Source organism: Desulfomonile tiedjei DSM 6799, assembly GCF_000266945.1.
Taxonomy (GTDB): domain Bacteria; phylum Desulfobacterota; class Desulfomonilia; order Desulfomonilales; family Desulfomonilaceae; genus Desulfomonile; species Desulfomonile tiedjei.
On record NC_018025.1, the window covers coordinates 5,568,164 to 5,588,696 of the forward strand.

Consider the following 20,533-nt stretch of genomic DNA (forward strand, 5'->3'; position numbering starts at 1 on the left):
CTATGGCAATCCATCAACTCAGATCCGGGGCATCTTCCGCGAAAAACGTGGATGAAGCAGGCGTAAAATCGCCCTTTCGTGTAATAAGCCGATATAAGCTACTGGCGTTGTTTTGCCTCTTGGCTTTGTTGGCTATGGGACTAAATGTGGGGCTTATCGTGGATTTGAACGGAGAAATAGGGAGAATCCAGGAGTTGCTCGGACCCAATGCCGGCGATACTTCGGGAGGAAACCTGCTTCGGGAGATCGAATCCTTGAGAGCGCACAAAATACGGATGATAGTGCTCCTGGGAGCACTCGTCATATGCTTCGGGACCATCATCTATCTTTTCTATAAAAGAATAGCCGCTCCGCTGCAAGAGCTCACCGGAGCAGCAAGACGCATATCGCGTGGAGATCTGAGTGCATCCGCTCTGGTACATTCGAAGGACGATTTTACCGAAGTGGCACAGGTCATCAATGACATGGCGGCAAACTTCCAGGAAGTCCTTCTGTTGCTGGGCACGACAGTAGGCCATTCGCAAGTCGTTCTCGAGAACATGGAATTGCGCTTGGGTCAAGAGCACACGGCAGACAATTTGGACGAACTCCGCAACCATATCCGCATTATTAAGAAGGATCTTGAACTGCTTAGTGGTGTAGTGCGGGAATTCGAGTACTATCAGACGAGATTTGACGGACGTAAAGTGGTCCCGACAATCCCCCTGACGGACTGAGTGATTTGAGACGTCCTCTCGTGGCGAGAGCCACTGTGCCGGGTGGAAAGGAAAAAAGATGATCGACACTGAAATTCTTCAGGATTACAGCAGTGAGGCACGCGAGCTTCTGGACGAGATGGAGAACAGTCTCATGCGTCTCGAGAAAGAAGGAGCCAGTCCCGAGCTGCTGAACAATATCTTTCGCGCCGTGCATTGTATCAAAGGTTCTGCCGAGTATATCGGGCTTGAACGGAGCAGCACCCTTACTCATGGTGTGGAAAATTTGCTGGATCGCATGCGGGAAGGCCTTCTCAGTCCGACACCTGAAATCCTGGAATTCTTGTTCAGGGCAAAAGACCTGATTCTGACTTTGATCGGTGAGGTCTCCGAGACGCAGGAGGAGAAAACCCCTATTTCCTCGGTCATGAGTGAGCTGGAATCGTTTCTCGAGGGCAAACCCGCGCCCATTCCTTCAATATCTGAACCTGCTCCGCAAGAGGAAGAAGCCCCCCCTGCAGAGACGACTCTATCTCAAGAACCTGAAGAGTTGAGTCCCGTGGCAGCCGCAGAAGAACTCGATTCCGCTCCGGAAGAAGAGTTTATAGAACCGTTCGAAGCTCAGGAAGACCAGACGATTCACCAGTTCGAGCCTACGGAAGAACTTGCGCAGAAGATGGCAAGTGAGATAGACGAAGAAGAAGATTGGGAAGTGGCGCCGGACTCATTCCCTGAAAACGTATCTGAAATCGTAGATGAAAACGCTGAAGAACGACTCGCTGCAGCTCTCGAAGAGCCGGAGCAGCCCACTGCGGATATTGAAAGCACTGTTCCACATCTCCTGAACATTTCTTTGTATCTTGACGATCTCCAGGATGGGCTGAGCCCTGATAACGTGGTTTCGTCACTGTTGGAAACGCTTGAAATTCTATCGGAATCTTACCGTGCGTTACAGCTATCCGAGGCTGTTGAGACTCTTCAGTCGCTGGAAGCAGCGGTTCTCGCCATCGATCTGGACAAAGACGCATTGAGCCACGAGGAAATCGATTCGCTGCGCAACATTCTTTACAGCTTAAGATCCATTTATCCGGAAGATTTGATGGTCCCCATTCGTGAATCTCTGGGACGAACAGAAAAACCCGAAGCGGATTCAGCTCCTCCTGTCACTGAAAAGCCTGTGACTCCGCCTACTTATCCGCTTGCAGCGGAACTGGAAAACGTTCCGGGAATCACTCATGAAGCCATCGCGTCCCTCTGCGAGGCAGGATATTCCACTGTAAGTCACTTGTATCAAGCGGATAGGGATAAGCTGCAAAATCTGCCTGCAATGACAGCGGAGTTGGCAACTTCCATTCTCATTCATATAGGCAGAGAAACCATTATCGCGCAACCCAAAGACATACAGAGGAAGAAAGATTCTCTCCTGGCGGATATTGATGACGAATTGTTGAGTGAATTCCAAGGATTATTTGCCGATTCAGGGCAGACAATCCTCCAGAGCACGAACAAATTTTATCCATACGGTGGAAAAGCCGCCGATTTGCTTCAGGAGTTGGATTCCATCGGAGAAGAAGCAGATCGAGAGATTATGGAGATATTTCTCTCTTACGGCTGGGAAATTCTCGATAAGCTGAAACCCTATGTAGCGAAGGTGAAGAGCGGGAAAGTCACGGGTGCGGATTTGGATGCCTGTGCCGAGTTGATCAAAGCGATCAAATCTTCATCGACTTACATGGATTACCAGAGTCTCGCTGGATTCCTGGACGAATGGTACGAATGGACGATCTATAACGTGCAGAAAGTAGACGCGGAACCGCTGGAAGATCTCGATTTCATGGATGAAAGCCTTTCAAAATTCGAGGATTTCCTTGGCGGCTTGGACATGATCCTCCATCCTCCATCGTCACCGGAGTTGGTTCAGCCAAGAGCCGTACCGGAACCGATTCCAGAACCCTGGGCCACGAGAATTCCCGAGGTAGCCACAGAACCTGTAGTCACTCAAACGTCTTTTTCACCTCCGGCAAGAACCGATCAATCCGGGCAGTTGATGAGCGATCCGGTCGCAGAAGTAGAGACAACAGCACCGGAACCGGTAATTACGGCAGAATTGGAAGGTCCGGTAGACGAAGCCCTGGTGCGAACAGGTCAGGATGCTCAGGCAGGTCCGCTCGTCAGGACCATGCGAGTGGATTCAGCTAAGGTAGACGTTCTCCTCAATCAAGTGGGGGAACTGGTCGTCAACCGTTCTTACGTAGAGCAACTCGCTACGGAATTGAAAAATTTCCAGCGAGAAATTGCTTCGAGAGGGGATTTCGGTAAAAAAGCGATTCAGCAGATCAAGGACCTGACGCTGAAGGTGGGCGAGGCAAGCATCTCGTTAGGACGTGTTGCCACTGAGATTCAAGAAGGGGTCATGAAGCTGAGAATGCTTCCGGTCGGTCAGTTATTCAACCGAATGCCCAGACTGATTCGCGATCTTTCCCGAAGGGTGGGAAAGACGATTGATCTGGAAGTCCACGGCGGAGATACGGAAGTCGATAAGCGTGTTATAGAACAGATATACAATCCTCTTGTTCACCTTATCAGAAACGCCGTCGATCACGGCATCGAGGATTCGGATACGCGAAAGAAGTTGGGAAAGAAAGAGCAGGGCTCTATCGTTCTAAGCGCGTATTCTCAAGGAAACCAGGTCGTGATTGATGTGGAAGATGACGGAAGTGGCATCAATGCCGATTCGGTCCTGAAAAAAGCCCTGGAGAGCAAATTGATCAATCCTCAGGATGCGGAAAGCGTTTCATCGCAGGAGGTCTACAATTTGCTTTTTGTTCCGGGTTTTTCCACGAGCACAAAAGTGACGCGGACATCGGGTCGCGGCGTGGGAATGGACGTCGTGAAAAAAGATGTGGAAAAGATCAACGGACATGTGGAGATCGATTCCTGGAAAAATCGAGGCACTCGCATTTCGCTAAAAATTCCGCTCACACTGGCAATCATTCAGACGCTCTTGATACGTTCCGGAATGCATGTATTTGCAATTCCTTTGACGGCTGTTCGCGAAATCATTCAAGTTGCGTCTCACGAAATAACCACCATCGAAGGATTTGAAGTCATCAAATTCAGACACGAGACCATTCCTGTGTTACGGGTAGACGAAATCTTTAAACTTAAAGAACCGCAACCTGCCAACAATCCGAAGTTCCTCGTGCTTGCTTCTGCAGGATTGAAGTCGGTAGGATTTCTCGTTGAAGAGTTGATCGGCGAACAGGATGTTGTGATAAAGCCTCTCGCGGATCACGTCTTCAAGAGCCGCGGGCTTGCTGGGTCCACTATTCTGGGTGACGGCACTATAGCGCTGGTACTCGACGTCCTGGAAGTAATAGAGGATGTCATTACCAAACAGCGCCAGTTGGCCCAAGCCCATGCAGCAGCCAGAAACGCAAAACTCGAACGTCGCGGCACACATTTTACCGTTCGAGATACCGCCATAAGAATGGACGTATAAAGGGAGTCCAAATTCATGGGCCAGCTCATAGCGATCGTCAGCCAAAAAGGCGGGGTCGGCAAAACCACTACTGCAGTGAATCTCGGAGCGTGTTTATCGGCTATCAAACGGAAAGTTTTGCTGATCGGCCTTGATCCGCAATGCGGGCTGGACAAATGCTTCGGGCTTGACCCTGCAGATACTTCCGTAGGAGTGTTCGAACTACTTCAGAATGGTGCGTCGGCAATTGGAGCCACCTATCGCGCCCATCCCCGTTTGCCGCGGCTCGACCTGATGCCGACGAATATTCGCTCCATGGCTGATGAGGCTCTCTATGCTGAACTTCTCCAGAAAAACGTTCAGTGCCTCAATCAGTTTCTCAGTCATATCAAAGATAAATACGATTATATATTCGTGGATTGCCCCCCAAGACTGGATAATCCAACCTTTGCAGCGCTAATAGCATGTGATTCATATCTCGTCCCTATTCAGTGCGAATATGCTTCCATGGCTACTGTAGGCAGAGTGCTCCGAACTGCCTTGGAGGTAAGAAGATTTCATAACACCAAGCTGGGTATTTTCGGCTTTCTCCTCACGATGGCCGACAAACGGGCAGGCTTTACAGTGAAAGTTGTCCAAGAGGTGAGGCAATACTTGAAAGAGCACGTGTTTAGAACCATTATTCCGCGAGACCCGAAACTCGCCGAAGTGCCTTCCCGCCAGCAGCCCGTAATTGCATATGATTTGGAATCACCCGGAGCCAGAGCTTACATTCAGCTTGCCAGAGAAATTTTGGCGAGAGAGGCAGGCCTCAAGGGCAAATAACTATGACTCGCGACGGACAGGACAAAATCCGAGTGCTTGTGGTGGACGACTCTGCGCTGATGAGTCGTCAGATAGCAAGCATTCTCAGTGAGGATGACAGTCTTCACGTAGTAGGACGTGCCAAGGACGGCCTTGAAGCGCTCACCATGGTCAAGGAGCTTAGTCCGGATGTAGTTACCATGGACGTTGAGATGCCGAGAATGAACGGAATTACGGCTTTGAAACACATTATGGTCAAGTATTCCGTTCCGACGGTCATGATCAGCGCACTTACAAAAGAAGGGGCCAGGACTACATTCGACGCCCTGAAATATGGCGCGATCGATGTGATCGCAAAACCGTCCCGGAGAGAAGACGAAAACCTGGACGCTCAAAAAGCCGACATAATCGGCAAGGTGAAACGCGCGGCAGCTATTCGTTCGGGTCGGTCCAAGTACATCAAGATGTCTGCTCCCATACGCCGAGACGAGAAGGTCCCCAAAGGCAGCATTCTCGATTCGACTCGTTTTGTGATCATCGGTGCCGGAACAGGCGGTTATTACAGCCTTCTGCGCATTATTCCCGGCCTGACTTCGGAATTTTCGGACGTGCTCATAGCCGTAATTCTTGTTTCCGACCGCTATTTGGAACCGTTTGCAGTGTACCTGGATGCGCACAGTGTTGTCCCGGTACAGGCAATCACCGGGCCTTTCATACCTGAAAGAGGGGCTTGCTATTTGTGCTCGCGAGATCGACTCTTGGAAATCCAGAGCACTGACGGAACTCTAAGTCTTGCACCCTCTTCCGCGAACGGAGATGAAGGAGCAATCGATCACGTGATGAAATCCGCTGCCCACAACCTGGGGGAGCGTGTCATCGGCGTTGTGATGAGTGGAGCCGGAAACGACGGAGCGGAAGGAATCGCGGCAATTCACGAGGCCAAAGGAACGACAATGGTACAGGATATCAACAGTTGCATGGATCCATCTATGCCGATAGCCGTACTGGAAAAATGTTCCGTACATAGAATTCTTGCGGATTACTGTATCGCAGATTACCTGTCGAAACGACCGCCATCGGAACAATCTGAATCTGACACGTGATAAAGACGTGCTCTGCTCAACCCGACGAATCTCATAACCAAACAAGATCTGGCATACTGGTCCAGAGGATTGATCTGCCTTGCGGGAGGGCGAAAATCCCGCATCCGATCGGCTCTCATGCAGAAGCAGTCCGATTTGGCAGGAATTGCTCTCCTGGAATTATAGCGGTTATCGAAAGTCTTGACGGAATCCAATGCCTGCAATGAGAAGAATCAGTAGCGCCGGCGTCCCTGTCGGCGAGAACTTATTGATTTGTTTGGTGAATTGTTCGCCGGCACGGAGGCCGGCGCTACCAATTGCTGGGAACTGCTCTTCACAATCCGTGATTACTTTCGAGAATCGGTATAAGAGAGGTCGCTACCGGGCACCACAAGGAATGTCCCTACCTGATCCGCCGGACCAGGAACAGCCATCACCAGAATTTCTGACTATAGCGGTTCTCGAAAATAATCACGAGTTGATTGCGGGTGCTACGTAATCGCTTAGTTGCGCCTGGCTCAACAGATTTTGCACCCTGAAAGGGTCGACCAACAGGCAATGATTGCCGAATGTTGTTGGTGAACCCCTTCAGGGTCCTGAAACAGAGGATTTGGTGTGTCTCTTTCCGTGGGTTTACCAAACTGTCTCAAAATTCTCGAATGCACAACACATCGTGCCACGATTCATCATCCTTGTAGGGGCAGGTCTCGTGCCTGCCCTTCCGCAATGACCGGCACGGAGGCCGGTCACTACCGGGCACCCACGAGGGGCGCCCCTACAATCAGGCCGTGAAGATGATGAGAATTTCGTGCCACGATTTGGGATGAATTTCGACTTTTGAGACAGCTTCTGACACCCACGGCTACTGTTAGGCCGCCCCCTTCGGGGCATAGAGGCCGCGCCGCCGCGTGAGTGAAATTGCAGGGCACTTCCATATTGTCCGATTTCAATCGCAAAACGTCAGAACTTTTGAGAACATCTATAACTCTCAGATGAACTAGCATCAAGATGAGATTTTCATGAACACAAAGACAATCTATCCTTTCGCAGCCATTGTCGGTCAACAAAGAATGAAGCTCGGGCTCATTCTCAATGTTATCAACCCTGCAATCGGTGGTGTGCTCATACGCGGCGAAAAGGGCACAGCCAAATCAACGGCCGTACGAGCTTTGGCAGATCTGCTGCCACTGATCGAAGTTGTTCGGGAGTGTCCTTTTCAGTTGTCTCCTGAAGCAGCTCACGAAGTATGCCTGGAATGTTGGAAGCACGATTGCCGCCGCATTCGCCTGGACGGCGGGCGTCCTGATTCAGATCTTCGCAAAACGAGAGTGATCGAACTCCCTGTCGGAGCCACAGAAGACAGGCTTATCGGCACTCTGGACCTGGAGCATGCGTTAAAGAAAGGCGAAAAACGTATCGAACCGGGAATTCTGGCGGAAGCTCATCGGGGAATTCTCTATGTGGACGAGGTGAACTTACTGGACGATCACCTCGTGGATGTCCTGCTGGATTCCGCAGCAATGGGAATCAACACAGTTGAACGAGAGGGCGTCTCTTTTACCCATCCGGCACAATTCACGCTCGTGGGCACAATGAATCCTGAAGAAGGGGAACTCCGGCCGCAACTATTGGACCGCTTCGGCCTGTGCGTTACCATCGAAGGAATTCGCGACAGCTCGTCCCGCGTGGAAATCATGGAAAGGCGTCTCAGATTTGAGGAAGATCCGACAGGATTCGCACAAGAATGGGACAACGAATCTGCCGCTGTTGTGGAAAAAATCCGGAATGCTGTGGATCTGTATTCCCGAATAACCGTCGATCGATCCATCCTCATGGAGATTGCACGCTATTGCCTGGATGTAGGAGTTGACGGTCATCGTGGCGACATAGTCACTTTGAAAGCCGCTAAAGCACTGGCAGCGTACGACAACCGTACAGACGTTACCGTGGAAGACGTGAATGCGGCAGCAGAGCTCGCTCTTCCACACCGGGTTCGCAGACAGCCGCTCCAGGATGTTGCTGTCGATGTGAAGGTGCTGAGAGACTCTCTGAGCAAACAACATTCATGAAATTGTCGCTTCAACTAAGGAATATCGATTATGTATCTATGCACCGGTAGCAAGTGTGCCGCCGTCCACATAGATAGTCTGTCCTGTGATGAAACTCGCTGCATCTGAGCACAGAAAGAGGACTGCACCCACGATATCCTCGGGTTCCGCAATCCTGCCCTGAGGGATATGACTGACGAGTTGACGCTCCAATTCAGGATTGGTCCAGATCGGCTGACTGAAATGGGTTCTCGTTATACCGGGGCCGACTGCATTCACAAGAATATTCATGGATGCCCACTCCGTAGCCATGCACATGGTGAGCATCTTCACGGCGGCTTTACTGGCAAAATATGCGCCCATCATAGGACCGCCACGTTCAGCGCCGACAGTAGTAACATTCACTATCCGCCCGCCTCCGCGCTGCATCATAATCTTTGCTGCCGCCCTGCTGAGCAGAAATGTACCCTTTACATTCGTATCGAAAATCTTATCGAATCCATCTTCCCTGAGGTCGATCAACGGTCTCAAAAAACTCCTGGCTGCATTGTTGACCAAAATATCCACACCTCCGAAGACGTTGACTGCCTCCTGGACAAGTGCGTCTATCTGATCGCTCTGCGTAAGATCCGTCATTTTCGCGTGAGCCGATCCCCCTGTAGACCTGATTTCGTCTGCTACCGCTTCGATTTCCGGGACGGTTCTTGCCGCAATGACCACCTTTGCCCCGCATTTGGCTAATCCCAGAGCAATTGCCTTGCCGATACCTTTTCCTCCGCCTGTTACGATAGCGATCTTCTCTGTAAGATCAGGTACATACGACATTCGATACCTCCCTCGAGCGTGGTTATATTTCACCTGATTTATTTGCCAGTATGTGCCGGAATTCGTTCTCTGCCTCCAGGAAGATTTCCACCAATTCGGGATCGAAACGGATACCTTTATTTTCGATGATAGACTCCACAGCCTCTGCGTGAGAAAGCGGCTTTTTTTCGCCGGAGTTCGAGGTCATATGCTCGTACGCATCTGCAATCGCAAAAATTCGGGCTGCAAACGGTATTTCACGATCGCGTAATCCAAACGGATACCCGGATCCATCCCAGTGCTCATGGTGGTAGTAGGCGATTTCCATTCCGACCGAAAGAAAACTGTCCCTGCCGAGCCGGTTTACTGCTTCCTCGAGGGCGCGTCCGCCGAATACCGGATGCTGTTTCAACACTTCACGATCCGACCATTCAGTCCCATAAAGTGCCGCATCCGACATGGTCGCCTTTCCCACATCGTGAAGAATGCTCGCGCGTACCAAATCCTCAATGTACTCTGCCGTCAAAAGATCCCGAAATGATTCCTGTTCTGACGCACATACGCAAAGAACACGACAATAATTGCGAATCCGTTGCAAATGAGACCCCCGGCCTTCCCTGGATTCCATCAACTTGGCAAGAGCGAGAATGGCGTTATCCTGTGCTTCTCTTATCTGTTCAAAGGCTCTTACGGTCTTATCATGTGCAGCAATCAGAGCTGCCCCCGGTTTGGAATGCATGAGCTCGGCATGTGTGAGAGCTCTGCGGACAGCAAAGACAAACAGTCCCGCGTCGACGGGTTTATCGAGTAAATCGAAAATTCCTTTGGGAATTCCCTGTAATGCACGTTCTCTCGCTGAACTGACCACAGCGAGGACAGGCACAAAACGCCTCAAGCGCCTCAGGCTCGAAAAAATGTCCTGCAAATCGCTCTGGCCCGGATCCAAATCTGCAACGACGACCTGCGGTTGAGCCCGCTCAAAAAAATCAGAATCGGGATCGATACTTCCGAAAACTTGTATAACTTCTATTTCCAGCAACTCCCGTACGTTTATGAGCAAGGAAGGGTCTCTGGAAATAACCATGACAGCCAACTCGCGAGCAAATGTTTCCGATTTTTCGGGCCTTACAGGAATGGAGAGATCCAGGACGATAGACGTATCGGTCTCCGACATTCTCGTGTCGAGTTCGCGTTGTGTCAGGATGCCCGCTGAGATCAGTTTTCGAAAAAGACTCTGAAGCCCTCTGGCCGATAGAGCATATTTCTTCATAAGCGCCGCGTCATCGAGACCGGCTCTCACATCATCTGCAGCACTTTGGGCGTCAATAGCTGCTTTCGCCATATGGATTCTCTACCTTCAGGTGTGAATGTACATGAAAAAGAGCCACCTGGAAACTTGTTTGTTGCACGGTTTCCGGGCAATACCGACAATTCGTGTTCCTCTTGTCATTTAACCGGCCCACAGAGTGAAGATCTTCCTGAACATTGCTAAAATGTTTCTGTGTGATACAGATAAGATCTTCAGTGAACAAGGAGGCACGATTCTCCATATGACGATACACGCAACCGATTTGATTGAGGATACCCTCGCGGACAGTGGAGGAGTCAGAGAATACACCCTATCTGACAGCAGTACACGAATTGTCAGGATCAAGACTTTTTGCCCTGACTTGATCGGTCCCGGCCCGACAAACGTGTACCTTATTAAGAACGAGACCACGGTCATGGTGGATGCGGGAATCCCGACGAAATTTGCAAAGGCGTTCTTCTATAATTTGCGAAATCAGCCTATGCCCGGTGAAGTCGAGGGCCTGGAACCGAATCACAGCGAAAACGAGTTGACTGACGGGCTGGAGGCAGCAGGAATATCGTTCTCGGATATCAAGAGCCTGCTCTTTACTCACGGGCATCCGGATCATTTTCTCCTTGCGCGGTTCTTGCTCGATCGCACGTCTGCATCCATTTCTGCCCATATTCTCGATACACCGAACATATGTAATCCCTGGAGCATGCTTTACAATTGGGTTTCTCGTCAGGAGCAAATGGAAGCCACCGGAATGCCAAGAGCGATTTCAGCACAGCCGGGAAACAGGGACCGGATTTTTGCAGGGCTCGACTTGGAATCCCACGGATTATCAGTTCCGGTGGATGAACCCATTTTCCGGAATCAGTATCTCGAGGTACAAGGGAAAAAGATTCCCGATATCCGAATACAACACCTGCCGGGTCACTCTCCCGGAAGCATTGGAGCGATCGTCGGACCTGAGCACGGAAAAAAAGTGCTTCTGTGCGGAGACGTTTTGCTCAATCCCATAACCCCGCATCCCGATGACCTGCTCGTTTATCTTCAGACACTGGAAGAGCTTGCGACATACGATGACATTGAACTCGTGCTACCTGCGCACGGGGAAGAAATTACGGACCTGAAGTCCCGAGTAGCTTTTCTGCGGGAACACCATAGAGATCGTCTCGCATTCACTTGGGAAGCGTGTTCTACTCCGAAGAGCGTCTGGGATATTGCCACTACGCCGGGATATTTCGATACGTATGTAGACCCGGAAAAATTTAACTTCCTTGCCGGAACAGAAGCATTGGTTCATATGCAACTGCTGTTCATGGTCGATGGGCTGCAACGCTTCCGTATCGAGGATGGAGTGCATTACTTTATGAGAAATCGGGAAGATTTCGATCGGGTGTACGACAGGATCTGCCAACTTATTGCAGACAAAAAGAACAAACCCATCATGAAGTATTAGCAGATCCGTTCGCGGGCAGGTCTCAGCAGTATCCGAAAACACTGTGAACTGGGTGCACCGAGAACGAGCGATCGAATCGTGTCTCTGTGCTCGCTCTAAGTTGCGAGAATTTTCTGGACGTATCTCCAATTTGCGGCTCACTTGACCGTGGATCGGGCATGACAACGGGGAGGGTTAACGAATGACGGATTTTAAAGAAGTTCTGTGCAAAGTATGTTCTGCCTGCAAAGGAGTAAATCCCGAAATATTGGAGCGTGTTCTGCTGCTTGCCGTGGAGATTGCTCGGGAAGGTCGCGAAGGCAGACGCATCGGTACTATCTTCGTCGTAGCCGATACTCAAGAAGTTCTGAAGAACTCGAGAAGTCTTATTCTGGATCCTCTTTTCGGGCATGATCCCGAATTGAAGCAGATACACGATCCTAACGTGAGAGAGACCATAAAGGAACTCGCTCAACTTGATGGCGCTTTCGTTATTTCCGACCAGGGCATTGTGGTCTCTGCGTGCAGGTATCTCAACGCTTCCGCTGATGACATCCGGATGCCTTTGGGTTTGGGTGCGCGACATATGGCGGCGGCATCCATCAGCCGGGCTACGAAAGCTGTAAGTGTTGTAGTCTCGGAAAGCTCGATTGTGCGGGTTTTTGATAACGGCGAGATGGTTTCAGAAATAATTCCTGAGTTGTGGCTGTTCAGCCATTACAGCCGTAATGCACAAATAGCCAATCTGGGCACGCAGATTTCTGACTTTTCTTCTTTGTCGTGCACATGACTCAGTCGGTATGTATCGGGCTATCGATTGATGTTACCGTGAATTCCGCGGAATACTGACTTGCCGATTCGGCGATCGCAAAAAGCCAACGACCATCGGTTTGCCAATTTGAAACCGAGTCGAACGCCAGACAAACGCAGTGTTGAGATCAAACCGCTCTCCAGAGCATTCCGCACGTACTTTCTGGGGAAATAGCCTTCGTGCGACCATGTAACAATACGATTTTGATTCGACTTGATTGCCCGCGTGTCTTTCCATAGTATTCCGGTAGGTGAAATTCCGTCGGGCGAGTTGATGCCGTCCAACAAGGTAAAACTTGAACCCTCTTTCTTCAGAATAACAAGGCTGTCGAGGGAAACGGGCTGGTTGATTTTCATCCCGCGGGTTACGAAGCCCTTTTGAGTGACGATTGCTTGCTGGAACACCGTGTTAGGCCAGATGCACCTGGTGGGGTACAGAAACCAGGCATTAATCGCTTTTTCTCCGTACAACATTCGAACCAGTTCCCGCAGTCCTCCCCAGCCTCGAAAAACAGCAGCACGTCGATGGCTGCTATCCAAATTGAGGAACAGAAGGTTTGTCCCGGGTTTCACTTCGGGCACTTCACTGATAAGGCTTTTCACGAGATTATTTCTGATCTGGGCAGCTTCCTGCCAATCCTTTCGAAGGCCTGCGTGGAACAATACCGCCAATCCAACGAACACTACCACTGCGAGACCGGCGACTCGTTTGAGCAGCAGGTTACGCGGCAAGGTAGCCAATAAGGCGATGAGAATTGCCAGTCCGAAGCTCGCGGAAGAATAAATCCTGCTGGACCAGTTAAAATTGAACCATGCTGTATTGCCGTTAGGAATGAACCCCCATTTAGCCAATACCGTCTCTTCCAATCGCGGGATAACGCTTCCATAGCCCGCGAGTTGGTACGGCATCATTCCCAGCAGCAAAATTACAATTCCCACCAGCGCGATGTAACCGTTTCCATCCACCCAGGAACATGAACTTCGAGACACTGAAGCGGACCGGAGTCCAGAATAGACTGCAATGAGAGCCAATCCCATGATAGCCGCAGCCAGGATGAACTCAGTCATGGAAACGGGCAGACTGGCGAAAGGGGCTGCGAGATAATATGGCAGCAATGCAAGATAGGACCACAGAAGATCCACAGGGGGCAAGAGATGTCTGTGTCCGACAGCGCCACCGCTCAAGATGGTGAACCTGATACTAATTGCTATAACCAAGGCCATACAGACTGCAGTGCCGAGTTTAAGGGCAAAATCTCGGTTCGACGATTCCGATGCAGAGCGAGTATGTACGGGCAAAACCAACAGCGGAATCGCAAAAATCAGGAGAGTCGGAGCTTCATACGTGAGAAATGCCGCAACGTAAATAGCCACTGGAGGCAGAAGTCGCGGCCAGGACTGCGGGCCTTCGGCCCATTTCTGAAAAGCCAGAACGCATGCCCAGAAAAGCAGCATACTGAGGCGCCCGTTATCTGTGGCCAATACGTATGTCAGGCAAGACAAGGTGGGAAGGAAAAAGGCTATTAAAACAGCCAGCGTTGAGAAATTCTTACGATTCGGAAATGCTTTCGCAAGTGCGAACCCCATCAACAGGGAAGCACCCGCCAAAAGCAAAAGTGAAAATAGATGAAACACTATCTTGTTAAAGCCGAACAGCTCAAAAAGTCCGATCCAGTAAACGCCCTCAAGTGGTCGAAGCGATTCTCTCGCGTAGATCCAGACCGATTTGGGAAACTCATTCCAATATGGCCAACTGAGTATCCACCAATCGTCTCCTTCGAATCCTATATCTCCTGTTATCGCCGTAAGAACAAAACAGTAGACGACGAGGCCCGTTCCAGTTATCCACAAGAGATCGTATTTTCGAACATGCATGTTCTTCTAACCATACCGAATAGCAGCGGTTAAGCCGATCTTAATCGTATAGAATACCAGAAACCGTTCTTAAAAGAAATAGTAAAAGACAGAAGAACCGAGCAATCAATCAATTCTAGAGCCGTTTTGTCAATTCCTCATCATTTCTTCGAAGCGACTTTGTTTCCACGCGCGCTCACAATAAGAAGACCCATGGTTTCGATCTCTTGAAACGACAGGTCTTAAGCACGACACACCAATTTGCATTCACTCCCTTTCAGCCTATGGCCGGTGAGCATCCGTCAACGCACCGATCTGCAGATGATGCCCGATCTCCCGATTCAATATTTCAGCAACAATTTTATTCCCTGCCGGAGTCGCATGCCCCCCGTACCATGCTTCGAGTTGCTCCTGATTCGGATTCATCTCCCACATGCAGCGAATGGCATCAATGCAATGATAATTTCTTCTATCGAGATACTGTATAAATTGGGCCATTCTACTGATTTTACAGTCTTTCAGTTCATTCACATAATCCTTGTGCGGCATGAGTACGATTATCGGTTCTTCACCCCGTTCCTTCGCAATCGCTACGAAACGATCGGCTATATAGCACATGATTGACAGAGGACCCGCTTGATTGAAGAGATCCCAGACATGCGGTTGATGATACTCGGCAAGCCAGGAAACTCGTGAGCTAAGCTGACTGAATACGGACTCGCTCCATTCAAAAAATGCAAGGGAATAGGGAAACCTGAACCGAGGCAAGTTTCGATCGAGCTGGTACCAGTAATCCAGTTTTCCGAGAGCCTGGAGAAACGAATCCTGGTCCAGCTTGGATAATTCAGCTATGCTGGTTACGGGATTGGGGACCAGGGTTATTCCCTGAGCATCCGCCATGAACCTTGGTTTCGTGAGCTTCAAAGGATCGTGGTAGGTGTAGAAGGGCCTGTAGATGTTCACTACCCTGTTGATATTTTCAGGGAAGATGCAGAGAAGTACTATCTTCGTTGCGTATTGCCCGTTGTTTTCATATTTCAGTAAAGCCTGATCCGTACCGTAACCTCCTACACCAAAATTGAGCACGTTTGTGCCGAGCTTCCTGGCGAGATGAGTCTGCCACGTATCTTCATCGCCCGCCTCGGCACAATAGGTGAAGGAATCGCCATATGTAGCTATCATTGTGGAATCGAAATTGGTGCAGGTCCTGCGTTCGCCCATTTTTCCATGAGTATAAACAACAGCCTGCGCGTCTGCATGTACCAGCTCCGGGGGATAATCCCAGCCCAAAATCGGATGAAACAGGAGAAGTCCGGACGATTCTCTTGCAGGGGCCGCAGCTTGAACAAATTTGGGTCGGTTCTGCGAGTAGTCAGGAGTGCCGGGCTGGATCCGCCGGCTTAACTCCGCTCTATAGAGAATTCGCGTGGGCACACTTTCCTTGACGGATATGTAGGAGGCCAACTCTATTACGCAGAAGACAGGTAATAGTAAGAGAATCCAGAAAAAGAGTCGTTTTGCAAGATCGGCACAGCAATGACAGGATGCATGCAGAAGAGAATGGTAATCACTTCCTTGTTGATAGGATTCGCAATGCTGCAATTCTGCCCCCTTACCCTGAAAGGCCTGTCACGAGCCCGAACAACAGTTCGCGCTACGGACGTGCAGGGCGATGTATCAATTCTTTTTCGTATGGCAACTATTTTCTACAATAATGCCTTTTAATGGCACGATTACCGACTATTATATCCAAAAAATCAGGTATTACCTTTCATCACAACACAATTTACGGTCAACCATTCACGTTATCGCCAAAATTCTTCGGTTTAGAGGCATACCACTACCACATTATATCGAATATGACATATTTCTAGGGGGGATTGAAACCATTTTTTTTGCCGGAATGTAGGGCTTCAGTCTCGGGCGGTGGTTTGAGAGTATTTTGTTTGAGTACGTAGGATGCCGGTGAGCGAAGCGAACCGCATCATTGATGCCAGAGCGTTCGAATGCCTGTCATTGCGAGCGTAGCGAAGCAATCCCCTGAAGGTGCAGGCAAGTATCAGGAGATTGCCACGTCGCTCCGCTCCTCGCAATGACATGGCCTCCAGCTTCTCACCTCCGTGGGTAACTGAAGGAACACGCCGGATGAAACTTCATGTGATTGCAATCAGAAAAAATACCAGAAAAGAATCCCGCGCCATCTAACCGGCAGCGAGGGAGATTCTCCGAATACGATCAGCTTCCAAGATTCACGACAGTGCGGCCGATCTGCTTTCCCTGGAGAATCATGTCTATGCGTTCCCCCAGATTCTCGAGAGAAACCTCTGTGGCAATCTTTTCCAGTTGGGGCAGCTTCCATTCACCGGCAAATCTGTTCCAGATTTCCAGCCGCAGGCCCTTGGGACAATTTACCGAATCAATCCCGAGAAGGCTCACCCCTCTGAGAATGAAAGGATACACCGTCAATGAGAGTACAGGAGAAGCAGCATTGCCGCAGGAGGTCACGGTTCCTCCGTAGTGGGTCGAGCGCAGGGCCGTGGACAAGATCGGCCCTCCCACCGTGTCGATGACTCCTGCCCAGCGCGCCTTAAGCAACGGCTTTTCAGAGGTATCTGTTGCATCCTCGATGCTGAGGACCTCTTTCGCTCCCAGCTCCATGAGGTATTCGCGGGCATCCTGCTTTCCATTCACTGCAGCTACCTGGAAACCCGTTTTGGCCAGGATGCTGAGAGCAATACTTCCTACACCTCCAGGCGCTCCGGTTACGAGAACCGTTCCTTGATCGGCCGAAACTCCATTTCCCAGGAGTTTGAACACGGACAGGCCCGCAGCAAATCCGGCAGTTCCATAGATCATGCTTTCTCTGAGGGAAAGGTTCGGAGATTTTCTCACCACCCACTCTGCCGGGACGCGAACGTATTGTCCGAAACCGCCGGAGGTGTTCATTCCCAGATCGAATCCCGTTACGATAACTTCGTCACCGGCGCTGAATTCCTTCACTGCGCTCGTTTCGACAATTCCGGCTGCATCCACGCCAGGCGTGTGGGGATACTGCCTGGTCACTCCTCGATTCCCGATAGAGGAAAGCGCGTCTTTGTAATTGAGGGATGAATAACGCACTCTTATCAGAACATCGCCTGCCGGCAATTCAGAGACGGAACGATCCACAATTTCTCGCGTGAACAAGTTTTCGGAAGATTCAGTGACCAACAGTGCGCGAAACGTTTCTTGGTTCATACCATTCCCTTTTATGAAATGAGATGCTGCTCTCCATAATATGACAGCTCAGATGCAAAAAACGTGACCGGCGGAAGACCAATAGTATAAGAATGGGCAAGATTAGTGTCCGATAGAAGATTAGGAGTATTGGTGGGTGCCGTGCCTCCGTGCCGGCACATCTTTAATATGATCAATGATATCGATAGAATGGACTGGCAGGGACGCCGGTCCCCACTAATATCTTGTATTCGATTGTGGGATGAACTTCAGAATTCTGCTCTCATTTGCTTTTATCAATCTAATTCGGCCGGCACGGAGGCCGACCGCTACTGGCTCGTGTTTAGGCCGGCGTCCGTGCCGTGCCACTCGGTTACCCGGTGTGTTGGCGAAGTCGTTGGAATCTCGATCAATAAGGTTCCCCGGAAACTCTCTTTCATATGCTCACATTTATCTCAGGAATACTTTTCCCGATAGCGCCCCAATGCTGCCACATGCTGCTTTTCCTGTTGTCCTATTTTAAACAGGACGTCTTTTGTTCGGTTGTCCTCGGCTTTATCCGCAAACCGGAGGTATAGATCGAGCGCCTGTGTTTCCAGCATCATGGCCATGTCCAGAAGTGAAGAAACCTGTGTCAAAAAGCGCTCGTTTTGTTTGAGGAAGTCGTCCATGCGAAATCCTCCCTCAAGGATTTGAGATTCCGGACGCTGGGCAGTCAATTCTTCTCGAGCAGCAGGCTCGGCCTCTTGGAGCAGGTCAATGAGGTAATCTTTGTGCTTCTCTTCAATTGACGCCAGATTATCGAGAATGCCAATTATCTCTTTGTCTTCGGTTTTCGTTTTCGCAATCCTGTAAAAAGTTCCGAGACTCTCTTCCATTGAATAAGCAAGTTTGATTATCTGCGCGGGAGTCTCGTCACCCTTTATCAAATCCATGTTTAACTCGACAGGTCCTTCGGCCTCGAGACCGTTCCACGCGTGAATTCCTCCAGAAAGGTTATAAACATTCTTGAAACCTTTTCCGACCAGCATCTGAGCCGCAACTCGGCTCCTTCCGCCTATCGCTCAATACACAATGACGGGCTTCTCGGGATCGAGTTGGTCGATGGAATCTGATAACTCTGCTACAGGAACCAGTTTGGCCCCCGGAATGTGTGTTTTCTCGTACTCTCCCGGCTGTCGGACATCGAGAAGAGTGAACGAGCCTTCCTCGTGGCTGTTGACGTAGTCTTTTGCTTCATCCGCGGTCATGGATTCCGCGGGAGTAAAATACTGTTTCAGCTTTTCAAACATGTGATCCCCCTTTTACCAATTTTCCGCATCTTCGGCCAAACGCGTGCCAAAGCTTACTATATGGATGCGTACTTTTTGACTGGGCCGATTCCCACCAGGTAAAGTAGCTTCGAGACAGAATTCAGGCCGAGCAATTCCGATGCTTCATAATCATAGAAGGCTCCGATTCCGCAACAACCGATTCTCATGGATGCAGCGCCGACGTACAGCCTCTGGCCTAAACGGCCTGACGCCAGGAATGCGTGTCTGTACCCGCGAGGACCCCGCGTTGCATTGAGTACCTGGAGATTGGCCATGAAAAGCACATGAATTGAGCAATTCGCGAGCCACTCCTGATCCACGCAGACGTGAGCCATGCGTTCCATGAACAATCCGGGCGCAACCAGGGAAACAGCCGCCGCCTTTCGATCCAGAAGATAGAATCCCGGTTCCAGCCCAGTCGATTCATTGGCCAGAAAACCTACCGCGATTGACCGGCTGAGTCCTGACGGCGCATCTTCACGCGAGCTGTCTTCAGAGCACAAGATCTTCAAGAATCCCGTGAATATTTCGGCCTTGAATTCCCCTTGAACAAAATTGCGCAACGATCGTCGTCTGAACACTGCCTCCGGATACGTGACCAGCTCGGGCCATTTCTCAGGAAGCATGATCTTTGTTTGCTGTAGAGGTTTCAATCCGAGGTGATCGATCATTTCAGGCTGCTCCATCGTGTCGAGAATTGGCGTGGACAACCTGTGCAGTTTTCTGATCGCGGGATAATCGGTCTCAACATGCGCGACCTGACTGGCCCGCATGGCTTCGTGCGGAATTCTGGCCGGCTCTTCTTGCGTCTCGGATTCATATTCTTTGCCGAGAGTACAGGCGATTGCCAGGCACACCTCACGTTTTGGATTAAGCCCGAGCAACTGATTGATCACCGTATCGTCGAAATCATAGTACAGCGTGTACGGCGCTCGCATGGCTTTGAGCGCAAGAGTGAGATTCTCGAGCATATGTCCGCTGTCCAACAGATGATAACGGTACGCGCGGGTACGATATTTCCAGGCGCTACGGAAAAAGATCGCGGTGATAAAGAAAACCGCCGTAGGTCTGGTCGCTTCCGAGAGTTGAACCCCGCGGGCGAGTTCCGGCAAAATACTACCCTTCCCCAGTACTGCCAGACTTTGCAGTCCTATCGCATGGTGGTAAATGCCGTCATCCAGACCGGCAATATTTGTGGCTCCCACATAGAGTTCAAAAGGATACAGAGCGCCTGCAGATGCGATACTGCGGTAGAAGAAATCTTTATCCTTATACCGTGCTTTGGCGGTCATTGCGTGGGTATTATTGAGAATAGTCGACAGCTTGGTAAAGTCCATCTCGAAATGATGGTCAAACTGGAGGTTTTCTCCTAATAGATCGGAAACATAGTCTTCCGGGCCGTTTGCTGGATGAATCAACGAAATGGTTTCCAGCCCGGGATAAATTTTGAATGCATCAGGTTCATTGGCCCAGTCCAATGGCGGCCCTGCTATCTTGCCGCGCTCATAACTCGTGCGGCGATGGAATTCCTGTACATGATCCGTCATTACTTGCTCCGTCTCCTTTTGAACGCAAACTGTTCGCTAAAAATTGCGCTCCGACGAACGAGACTGGCCCTATTTTCGGAATATCGTGGCAATTTCACGCCAATTGCCGCAAAAGAGGCAGGATTTTTGAGTGGTCTTCTCGAA

General features: G+C 50.3%; 15 protein-coding genes. 7 read left to right on the forward strand and 8 right to left on the reverse strand.

The window, feature by feature from the left end; all coding sequences use genetic code 11:
- The first annotated feature begins 2 nt into the window (after nucleotides 1–2).
- From DESTI_RS23915 to DESTI_RS23935, 5 genes are all read left to right on the forward strand, one after another.
- Nucleotides 3–716, forward strand: coding sequence for a methyl-accepting chemotaxis protein (locus DESTI_RS23915; protein WP_014812549.1), 714 nt, complete (start codon nucleotides 3–5; stop codon nucleotides 714–716).
- A 58-nt stretch (nucleotides 717–774) separates the two neighbouring features.
- On the forward strand, nucleotides 775–4,197 hold the full coding sequence (locus DESTI_RS29395; protein ID WP_014812550.1) for a chemotaxis protein CheA: 3,423 nt from the start codon (nucleotides 775–777) through the stop codon (nucleotides 4,195–4,197).
- 15 nt (nucleotides 4,198–4,212) lie between these two features.
- Nucleotides 4,213–5,001, forward strand: a complete 789-nt coding sequence (locus DESTI_RS23925; RefSeq protein ID WP_014812551.1) for a ParA family protein — start codon at nucleotides 4,213–4,215, stop codon at nucleotides 4,999–5,001.
- Between the two features lie 2 nt (nucleotides 5,002–5,003).
- A complete protein-coding gene (locus tag DESTI_RS23930; RefSeq protein ID WP_014812552.1) occupies nucleotides 5,004–6,083 on the forward strand; it encodes a chemotaxis protein CheB in 1,080 nt (359 codons plus the stop codon).
- A 998-nt stretch (nucleotides 6,084–7,081) separates the two neighbouring features.
- On the forward strand, nucleotides 7,082–8,131 hold the full coding sequence (locus DESTI_RS23935) for a magnesium chelatase ATPase subunit I (RefSeq protein WP_014812553.1): 1,050 nt from the start codon (nucleotides 7,082–7,084) through the stop codon (nucleotides 8,129–8,131).
- Between the two features lie 36 nt (nucleotides 8,132–8,167).
- Here DESTI_RS23935 and DESTI_RS23940 read toward each other — a convergent pair whose 3' ends face one another.
- Nucleotides 8,168–8,935: an SDR family NAD(P)-dependent oxidoreductase gene (locus tag DESTI_RS23940; RefSeq protein ID WP_014812554.1), complete on the reverse strand. Its 768-nt coding sequence runs from the start codon at nucleotides 8,933–8,935 to the stop codon at nucleotides 8,168–8,170.
- Nucleotides 8,936–8,957: 22 nt separating this feature from the next.
- Nucleotides 8,958–10,256 carry an HD-GYP domain-containing protein gene (locus DESTI_RS29400; RefSeq protein WP_014812555.1) on the reverse strand — a complete coding sequence of 433 codons (1,299 nt, stop codon included), beginning with the start codon at nucleotides 10,254–10,256 and terminating at the stop codon, nucleotides 8,958–8,960.
- A 208-nt stretch (nucleotides 10,257–10,464) separates the two neighbouring features.
- Between DESTI_RS29400 and DESTI_RS23950 the strand changes: the two genes are divergently transcribed.
- Together DESTI_RS23950 and DESTI_RS23955 are read left to right on the forward strand one after the other, a co-directional pair.
- Nucleotides 10,465–11,670 (forward strand): MBL fold metallo-hydrolase, encoded by a 1,206-nt coding sequence (locus DESTI_RS23950; RefSeq protein WP_014812556.1) that lies wholly within the window; start codon nucleotides 10,465–10,467, stop codon nucleotides 11,668–11,670.
- A 181-nt stretch (nucleotides 11,671–11,851) separates the two neighbouring features.
- Entirely contained in the window at nucleotides 11,852–12,439 is a 588-nt protein-coding gene (locus tag DESTI_RS23955) for a DNA integrity scanning protein DisA nucleotide-binding domain protein (protein ID WP_014812557.1), read from the forward strand.
- Between the two features lie 20 nt (nucleotides 12,440–12,459).
- Here the strand turns inward: DESTI_RS23955 and DESTI_RS23960 are convergent, their stop codons facing one another.
- The 6 genes from DESTI_RS23960 to DESTI_RS23985 all read right to left on the reverse strand — a co-directional run bounded on the left by DESTI_RS23960 (nucleotide 12,460) and on the right by DESTI_RS23985 (nucleotide 20,389).
- A complete protein-coding gene (locus tag DESTI_RS23960) occupies nucleotides 12,460–14,334 on the reverse strand; it encodes a hypothetical protein (RefSeq protein ID WP_014812558.1) in 1,875 nt (624 codons plus the stop codon).
- Between the two features lie 261 nt (nucleotides 14,335–14,595).
- The gene (locus tag DESTI_RS23965) at nucleotides 14,596–15,915 is read right to left on the reverse strand and encodes an SGNH/GDSL hydrolase family protein (RefSeq protein ID WP_014812559.1); all 1,320 of its coding nucleotides are present in this window, start codon (nucleotides 15,913–15,915) and stop codon (nucleotides 14,596–14,598) included.
- A 633-nt stretch (nucleotides 15,916–16,548) separates the two neighbouring features.
- Nucleotides 16,549–17,550: a YhdH/YhfP family quinone oxidoreductase gene (locus tag DESTI_RS23975; protein ID WP_014812560.1), complete on the reverse strand. Its 1,002-nt coding sequence runs from the start codon at nucleotides 17,548–17,550 to the stop codon at nucleotides 16,549–16,551.
- A gap of 434 nt (nucleotides 17,551–17,984) precedes the next feature.
- Nucleotides 17,985–18,560 carry a ferritin-like domain-containing protein gene (locus DESTI_RS23980; RefSeq protein WP_052316098.1) on the reverse strand — a complete coding sequence of 192 codons (576 nt, stop codon included), beginning with the start codon at nucleotides 18,558–18,560 and terminating at the stop codon, nucleotides 17,985–17,987.
- A 33-nt stretch (nucleotides 18,561–18,593) separates the two neighbouring features.
- Nucleotides 18,594–18,821 (reverse strand): rhodanese-like domain-containing protein, encoded by a 228-nt coding sequence (locus DESTI_RS29405; protein WP_052316099.1) that lies wholly within the window; start codon nucleotides 18,819–18,821, stop codon nucleotides 18,594–18,596.
- Nucleotides 18,822–18,877: 56 nt separating this feature from the next.
- A complete protein-coding gene (locus tag DESTI_RS23985) occupies nucleotides 18,878–20,389 on the reverse strand; it encodes a SagB family peptide dehydrogenase (RefSeq protein WP_014812563.1) in 1,512 nt (503 codons plus the stop codon).
- Between the last annotated feature and the right edge of the window lie 144 nt (nucleotides 20,390–20,533).

Excerpts from the sequence above, each read along its gene's own strand:
- DESTI_RS23915 (WP_014812549.1), top strand. The coding sequence starts at position 3 with ATGGCAATCCATCAACTCAGATCCGGGGCATCTTCCGCGAAAAACGTG.
- DESTI_RS29395 (WP_014812550.1), top strand. The coding sequence starts at position 775 with ATGATCGACACTGAAATTCTTCAGGATTACAGCAGTGAGGCACGCGAG.
- DESTI_RS23925 (WP_014812551.1), top strand. The coding sequence starts at position 4,213 with ATGGGCCAGCTCATAGCGATCGTCAGCCAAAAAGGCGGGGTCGGCAAA.
- DESTI_RS23930 (WP_014812552.1), top strand. The coding sequence starts at position 5,004 with ATGACTCGCGACGGACAGGACAAAATCCGAGTGCTTGTGGTGGACGAC.
- DESTI_RS23935 (WP_014812553.1), top strand. The coding sequence starts at position 7,082 with ATGAACACAAAGACAATCTATCCTTTCGCAGCCATTGTCGGTCAACAA.
- DESTI_RS23940 (WP_014812554.1), bottom strand. The coding sequence starts at position 8,935 with ATGTCGTATGTACCTGATCTTACAGAGAAGATCGCTATCGTAACAGGC.
- DESTI_RS29400 (WP_014812555.1), bottom strand. The coding sequence starts at position 10,256 with ATGGCGAAAGCAGCTATTGACGCCCAAAGTGCTGCAGATGATGTGAGA.
- DESTI_RS23950 (WP_014812556.1), top strand. The coding sequence starts at position 10,465 with ATGACGATACACGCAACCGATTTGATTGAGGATACCCTCGCGGACAGT.
- DESTI_RS23955 (WP_014812557.1), top strand. The coding sequence starts at position 11,852 with ATGACGGATTTTAAAGAAGTTCTGTGCAAAGTATGTTCTGCCTGCAAA.
- DESTI_RS23960 (WP_014812558.1), bottom strand. The coding sequence starts at position 14,334 with ATGCATGTTCGAAAATACGATCTCTTGTGGATAACTGGAACGGGCCTC.
- DESTI_RS23975 (WP_014812560.1), bottom strand. The coding sequence starts at position 17,550 with ATGAACCAAGAAACGTTTCGCGCACTGTTGGTCACTGAATCTTCCGAA.
- DESTI_RS23980 (WP_052316098.1), bottom strand. The coding sequence starts at position 18,560 with ATGCTGGTCGGAAAAGGTTTCAAGAATGTTTATAACCTTTCTGGAGGA.
- DESTI_RS29405 (WP_052316099.1), bottom strand. The coding sequence starts at position 18,821 with ATGTTTGAAAAGCTGAAACAGTATTTTACTCCCGCGGAATCCATGACC.
- DESTI_RS23985 (WP_014812563.1), bottom strand. The coding sequence starts at position 20,389 with ATGACGGATCATGTACAGGAATTCCATCGCCGCACGAGTTATGAGCGC.